We start from the raw sequence: 6,075 nt of genomic DNA on the forward strand, positions 1-6,075 counted from the left end.
CCGCCCGCCCGCCCGCCGGGTCGATCATGAAGTTGTTGTCACGACACGCCGAAGGGGACGACAACAACTTCATGATCAACGAGGAGAGCTGCGAGGTGGGCAGGGCAGGGGCGACACGCCGGTAGGCTCCTCTACCTGTTTCTAGCTGGGCAGCTAGACGGACCGATACGGTGCGAGACGTGGACCCGGTGCGCAACCCGTACGCCCCCGGTGCCGGCCAGCGGCCCCCCGAACTCGCCGGTCGGGGCCGGGAGCTGGACGTCTTCGACATCGTGCTCGAGCGCATCGCCCGGGGGCGCCCCGAGCGCAGCCTGATGCTGACCGGGCTGCGCGGCGTCGGCAAGACCGTACTGCTCAACACGCTGCGTTCACAGGCGATCAACCGGCTCTGGGGCACCGGCAAGATCGAGGCCCGACCGGACCAGTCGTTGCGCCGACCGGTGGCCGCCGCCCTGCACATGGCGGTCCGGGAACTGGCCCCGCGGCACCGCGCCCCGGACCGGATCGACGGCTTCCTCGGAGTACTGAAGGCGTTCGCCCAACGGGCCACCCCGACCGGGCGCGGCACGGCCGCCCCGAAGCTCCGCGACCGCTGGCAGCCGGGTATCGACGTACCGGCCAGCAACGGCCGGGCCGACTCCGGTGACATCGAGATCGACCTGGTCGAGCTGCTCAGCGACGCGGCCGACGTCGCCGCCGACGTGGGTACCGGAATCGCGGTCTTCATCGACGAGATGCAGGACCTCGGGCCGGAGGACGTTTCGGCGCTCTGCGCCGCCTGCCACGAACTGTCGCAGCTCGGTGCGCCGCTGATCGTGGTCGGTGCCGGCCTGCCGCACCTGCCGGCGGTGCTCTCCGCCGCCAAGTCCTACTCGGAGCGGCTCTACCGCTACCAACGGATCGACCGGCTCGACCGGCTCGCCGCCGACCAGGCACTCTGCGCCCCCGCCGGGCGCGAGGACGTCGAGTACGAGCCGAAGGCGCTCGACCTGCTCTACGAGAAGTCCGGTGGCTACCCCTACTTCGTGCAGGCGTACGGAAAGGCCACCTGGGACCATGCGCCCCGCTCGCCGATCACCGCAGCGGACGTCCGGGTCGCCGCCCCGGAGGCCGAAGCCGAACTGGCGGTGGGATTCTTCGGCTCGCGTTTCGAACGGGCCACGCCGGCCGAGCGGGAGTACATGCGGGCGATGGCCACCCTCTCCCTGCCGGACGGCACGGACGGTACGGCGCCCCGCGACGACATGGACCTCGCCGTACCGACCGCCGACATCGCCCGCGCGCTGGGCCGTAAGCCGGCGAGTCTCTCCCCCGCCCGGGACGCCCTGATCAAGAAAGGGCTCATCTACTCGGGGGAGCGTGGCACGGTCGCCTTCACCGTGCCGCACTTCGGCCGGTACCTCCGGACCCAGCCGGCCTGACCCCGGACCGCAACCAGCGGAGGTGCGGGCGGACTCAGACCCGCGACCAGGGCGCCGGGAAGACGACCTCCCCGGCGGGCGGGGCTGAAGCGCCGGTGACCTCCGGCGGAAGGACCAGCGCCTGCCACGGATCGCCGAGCCCGGACCAGGGGCTGGTCAGGCGCAGCCGGGCCGCCGGCTCGAACCCGAACCGCCGGTAGAAGGCCGGGTCACCGAGGACCACCACCAGGCTCTCACCGAACTCGGTCGCCGCGTCGAGCACCGCCTGCACCACCGACGTACCCAGACCGATGCCCTGCCGGTGCGGCGCCACCGCCACCGGCCCGAGGCTCAGCGCCGGCCAGCCGGCCGGATCGACCCGGACCCGGCTGAGCAGGGCGTAGCCGACCACCTCACCGCCCCACTCGGCCACCATCGACAGGCCCGGCAGCCAGGCGTCACTGCCCCGGAGCGCGTCGACCAGACCGACCTCGGGTGGCGCGCCCGCGTCCGGCCGGTCGTACGCCGCCGCGACCACGCGGCGGACGGGTTCCACGTCGGCCGGTTCCTCGGGACGTAACCGCAGTGTGGTCACGCAGGCACGCTACCGCCGGGCGGGCGGGTCGACCGGCCCATTCGACCGGCGTGGCGCGGACCACCTCCACCGCGGGGTCGAGCCGGGCAGAACGGCGGATGCGGGGGTAATCCGCCCTGTGACGGGGTATGACTGGTGCATGAGACCCGTACGCAGCCTCGCCCGCATCATGCTGAGCGGCATCTTCGTGATCTCCGGGGCCCGGGCCGTACGCGACCCGGCACCGTTGCTGCCCCGGGCCCGACGGGTGACCGACCGGGTCGGTCCGCTCCTGGAGAAGGTCCATCCGCAACTGCCGACCGGGGCCGAGCAGTTGGTCCGGGTCAACGGGGCGGTACAGCTCGCCGCCGGTCTGCTGCTCGCCAGTGGGCACCTCACCCGGCCGGCTGCCGCGACGCTCGCCGGGACGTTGGTGCCGACCACTTTCGCCGGTCATCCCTTCTGGACCCTCGGGGACCCGGAGGCGAGGGCCAACCACCAGGTCCACTTCGTGAAGAACCTCGGTCTCCTCGGCGGGTTGCTGCTGGCCGCCGCCGACACCGAGGGACGGCCCGGGCTGCGGTGGCGGGCCGGTCACCGCATGGACCACAGCCGGCGGTCGGTCCAGCGCGCGGTCCGTACCGCCCGCCGGGAGGCCCGGATCGCGGTACGGTCCGCCGCCACCGCCCGTCGACTGCCCGGCTGACCTGCGTCGATCCTTCCCACCCCCCACATTCGCCGGTCTCCGCCCAGGGCAGAGGCCACGAATTACCTGAACCCCCCGCCAGGCGTTAACGCGGTGGAAATGTCAAAAACTTGTGTGGGATCGGACACGGTCGGATAACGCGGGAGGCATCGGGGTGAGGCGCCGTTCTAGGCTCCAGTCAGGAGCGGGACGGGCATTACGACCTTGGTACGGGGGTGGCCACACCATGCCGGCGACCGTCGGGAGACGGGTGGAACGCCTCGCCCCAGTCCGCCGCCTCACCCGTGGCATCGACCGCAGGACGGTCCTCCGGATCGGCGTCGTGGCCGCCGTCGCGTACGCCGCCTGGCTCGCCATCGGCGCGTTCGGTCGGCCGTACAACTTCTTCGACATGCGGATCTACCACGGCGCGATGGTCTGGTGGGCCGGTGGCGAGCCGCTCTACGAGTTCGTCGCGCCCAAGACCACGCTCGGGTTCACCTATCCGCCCTTCGCCGGGTTGGCCATGCTGCCGATGGCGCACCTGCCGATGGCGGTCGCCGGTTGGCTCAACGTGATCGGCAGCGTCGCCGCGCTCACCGTCGTCCTGGCCGCGCTGCTGCGGCCGATCGTCGACCGGCTCGGCTGGCCGCTCTGGTTCACCGTCGGTATCGCGGTGCCCCTGGCGATCGCCACCGAGCCGGTCCGGGAGACCCTCGGCTACGGCCAGGTCAACCTGCTGCTCTTCGCGCTCATCATGGCCGACCTGGTCGCCCTGCGCTGGCGGGGCCGACGGGGTACCCGGCACCGGGCCGGGGACGGGCGCGTCGACCGGGCCGGGCCGCTGCGCCGGTTCGTCCTCAGTGGTGTCTGGGCGGGCGCCGGCATCGGCCTGGCCACGTCGGTCAAGCTCACGCCGGCACTGTTCATCGTGTACCTGATGCTGACCCGTCAGTGGCGGGCCGCGTTCACCGCCATCGGTACGGCCGCCGGGGTGACCCTGGGGACGTTCGCGGTCGCCGGGCGGGACTCGGCCGCCTACTTCACCAGCGTGCTGTGGCAGACCGAGCGGGTCGGTGCGGCGGACATGACGCCCAACCAGTCCCTAGCCGGGGTGCTGGCCCGGCTCTACGACTCGATCGAGACGCCGGGGCTGCTCTGGCTGTCGTTCTCGGTACTGATGCTGGCGCTCGGCCTCTCCCGGGCGATGAGTGCCCGCGCGGACGGCGACGAGCTGACCGCGTTCACCCTGGTCGGGTTGACCACCAACGTGATCAGCCCGATCTCCTGGTCGCACCACCTGGTCTGGGTCATCCCGGCCGTCATCGTGCTCGCCGACGCGGCGGTACGCCGCCGGGACGCCAGCCGGGGCCTGCTCCTGCGGGCCGGTCAGGTGCCGAGCGGCAACAACACCCCGGCCGGGGTGACCGGGCTGCGGGCGCCGATCTGGTTCCCTACGCTGACCGGTCTCCGGCACGCGGTGGCCGCGCTCGGGCTCTACCTGCTCTTCGTGATCTCACCGATCTGGCCGTACGAGCACCAGCTTCCCGAGGTCTCGCACTACCAGGACGGCCTCTTCGGTGCCCTGATGGAGAACTCGCTGGCGCTGGCGCTGATCGTGCTGGTCGCCGCGCTGCCGTGGCGTCCGGGCGCGGAGCCGGCCTTCTACGCCGACCGGCTGCACCGGGCGGGCCTGGTCCGCGCCGGCCGCTGACCCGGCAACCCGACCGGCAGGGCGGGCCCGGTCAGGGGCAGTTCACCCACTCCTCGGTACCGTCCGCGAAGACCTGACGCTTCCAGATCGGCAGCCGCGCCTTCACCTCGTCGACCAGTCGTGCGCAGGCCGCGAAGGCGGCGGCACGGTGGGCCGTGCTGACCGCCGCGACCAGGGCGACGTCGCCGATGGCGAGCGGGCCGATCCGGTGGGACACCGCCACCGCGTAGACGTCCGGGTCGGCGGCCAGTTCGTCGGCCACCTCCCGCAGCACGTCCGCCGCACTGGGATGGCCCTCGTACTCCAGGGAGCACACCGTACGGCCGTGGTCGTGGTCGCGGACCACCCCCTGGAAGGAGACCACCGCCCCGGCCCGGGGGTCGGCCACCGCAGCCTCGTGCGCGGTGAGGTCCAGTGGCGCGGAGGTCACCTCGGCGTACCTGACCGGGGCGCCGTGACCAGCCCGGGCGCCGGCCGGCGGGACCACGCCCGCACTCCCGGCAGCAGCGGCCGGCGGGGTCACGTCCGCTCCCCGGGCAGCGGCCGGCGGGGTCACGTCCGTTCCCCGGGCAGCAGCGGCAGCGGCACCACGGGCACCCGCGTACCGGGCTCCCCCACCGTGCCCGGTCGGATCACCGCGAACCCGTCGGCGACCGACAGTCCGCGCAGCATCGCCGAGCCTACGTGCCGGACCGGGTGGGCGGTGTTGGCCGCGCGGTCCAGCCGGACCAGCGCGAGATGGGTGTAGTCGCCCCGGCCGGGGATCCGCTCGGCCAGGGTGGCCTGCGGAAGGACCGGCATGGCCCGGCCCCGCAGTCCGGCGAGCAACGGCGCGACCAGCGAGACCATGGCCACGATGGCGGACTGCGGGTTGCCGGGCAGTCCGGCCACGAAGCGGGGTCGCCCGTCGGGGCCGACCAGCCGGGCCAGCAGCATCGGGAACCCGGGCCGGACCGCGACCGTGTTGACCACGTAGTCCGCGCCGAGCGCGTGCAGAGCGGGGTGCAGGTGGTCGACGGGCCCGTGCATGGTGCCCCCGGTGGTGCAGACCAGGTCGGCGCCGGCCAGCGCCTCGGTCAGCGCCGCGACGTGGGCGGGGAGGGTGTCGGCGACCGGGCCGATCACGTCGGACGGGCGGACCGTGCAGCCGTACCGGCGCAGCCAGGCCGGCACCGCCGGGCCGAGTGCGTCCCGGACCCGGCCGGCGCCGGGCGGGCCGACGGTGAGCAGTTCGTCGCCGAAGACCAGCAGGGCGGCGCGCGGCGGGCGGCGCACCCGGAGGGTGTCGTGGCCGCAGGAGGCGGCCAGGCCGATCACCGCCGGGTCGACCGGGGTGCCGGCCGGCAGCAGTTGCTCACCGGCCTCCGCCTCCTCGCCGGGGAGCCGCCACTCGGGGCTGGGCCGGGGGTTGCCGGTGACCCGGCCGTCGCCGGTGCGGGTGGACTCCTCGATCCGGACGATCGCCGTCGTCCCCTCGGGCACCATGGCGCCGGTGGCGATCTCCACCGTGGTGCCGTCCTCGTCGAGCGCCGGGGGTCGTGCTCCGGCGAGTACCCGGCCCACCACCCGCCACGGCGCCGGTCCGCGTACCGCCCAGCCGTCGACGCTGGAGGTGGGGAAGGCGGGTAGCGGGGTCCGGGTGGTCAGCGGCTCGGTCAGGGTGTACCCGTCGGCGTCGGCGAGCGGGCGGGTGGTCTCGGGC

General features: G+C 73.7%; 6 protein-coding genes. 3 read left to right on the forward strand and 3 right to left on the reverse strand.

Going from position 1 to position 6,075, the window contains the following annotated elements:
• Nucleotides 1-179: 179 nt before the first annotated feature.
• Nucleotides 180-1,421: an ATP-binding protein gene (locus tag GSF22_RS29285; RefSeq protein ID WP_208817148.1), complete on the forward strand. Its 1,242-nt coding sequence runs from the start codon at nucleotides 180-182 to the stop codon at nucleotides 1,419-1,421.
• Between the two features lie 34 nt (nucleotides 1,422-1,455).
• Here GSF22_RS29285 and GSF22_RS29290 read toward each other — a convergent pair whose 3' ends face one another.
• Nucleotides 1,456-1,995 (reverse strand): GNAT family N-acetyltransferase, encoded by a 540-nt coding sequence (locus GSF22_RS29290; protein ID WP_208817149.1) that lies wholly within the window; start codon nucleotides 1,993-1,995, stop codon nucleotides 1,456-1,458.
• A 139-nt stretch (nucleotides 1,996-2,134) separates the two neighbouring features.
• Here GSF22_RS29290 and GSF22_RS29295 point away from each other — a divergent pair, with 139 nt between their 5' ends.
• Together GSF22_RS29295 and GSF22_RS29300 are read left to right on the forward strand one after the other, a co-directional pair.
• Nucleotides 2,135-2,680: a DoxX family protein gene (locus GSF22_RS29295; protein WP_208817150.1), complete on the forward strand. Its 546-nt coding sequence runs from the start codon at nucleotides 2,135-2,137 to the stop codon at nucleotides 2,678-2,680.
• A 226-nt stretch (nucleotides 2,681-2,906) separates the two neighbouring features.
• Nucleotides 2,907-4,373 (forward strand): glycosyltransferase 87 family protein, encoded by a 1,467-nt coding sequence (locus GSF22_RS29300; RefSeq protein WP_208817151.1) that lies wholly within the window; start codon nucleotides 2,907-2,909, stop codon nucleotides 4,371-4,373.
• A 31-nt stretch (nucleotides 4,374-4,404) separates the two neighbouring features.
• On the opposite strand, the gene GSF22_RS29305 is transcribed toward GSF22_RS29300, so the two are convergent.
• A complete protein-coding gene (locus GSF22_RS29305) occupies nucleotides 4,405-4,860 on the reverse strand; it encodes a molybdenum cofactor biosynthesis protein MoaE (protein WP_208817153.1) in 456 nt (151 codons plus the stop codon).
• 65 nt (nucleotides 4,861-4,925) lie between these two features.
• A partial coding sequence (locus GSF22_RS29310) for a molybdopterin molybdotransferase MoeA (RefSeq protein ID WP_208817152.1) occupies nucleotides 4,926-6,075 on the reverse strand: 1,150 nt, incomplete at its 5' end.

Source organism: Micromonospora echinofusca, assembly GCF_017614955.1.
GTDB classification, from domain to species: Bacteria; Actinomycetota; Actinomycetes; order Mycobacteriales; family Micromonosporaceae; genus Micromonospora; species Micromonospora echinofusca_A.

Excerpts from the sequence above, each read along its gene's own strand:
- GSF22_RS29295 (WP_208817150.1), top strand. The coding sequence starts at position 2,135 with ATGAGACCCGTACGCAGCCTCGCCCGCATCATGCTGAGCGGCATCTTC.
- GSF22_RS29300 (WP_208817151.1), top strand. The coding sequence starts at position 2,907 with ATGCCGGCGACCGTCGGGAGACGGGTGGAACGCCTCGCCCCAGTCCGC.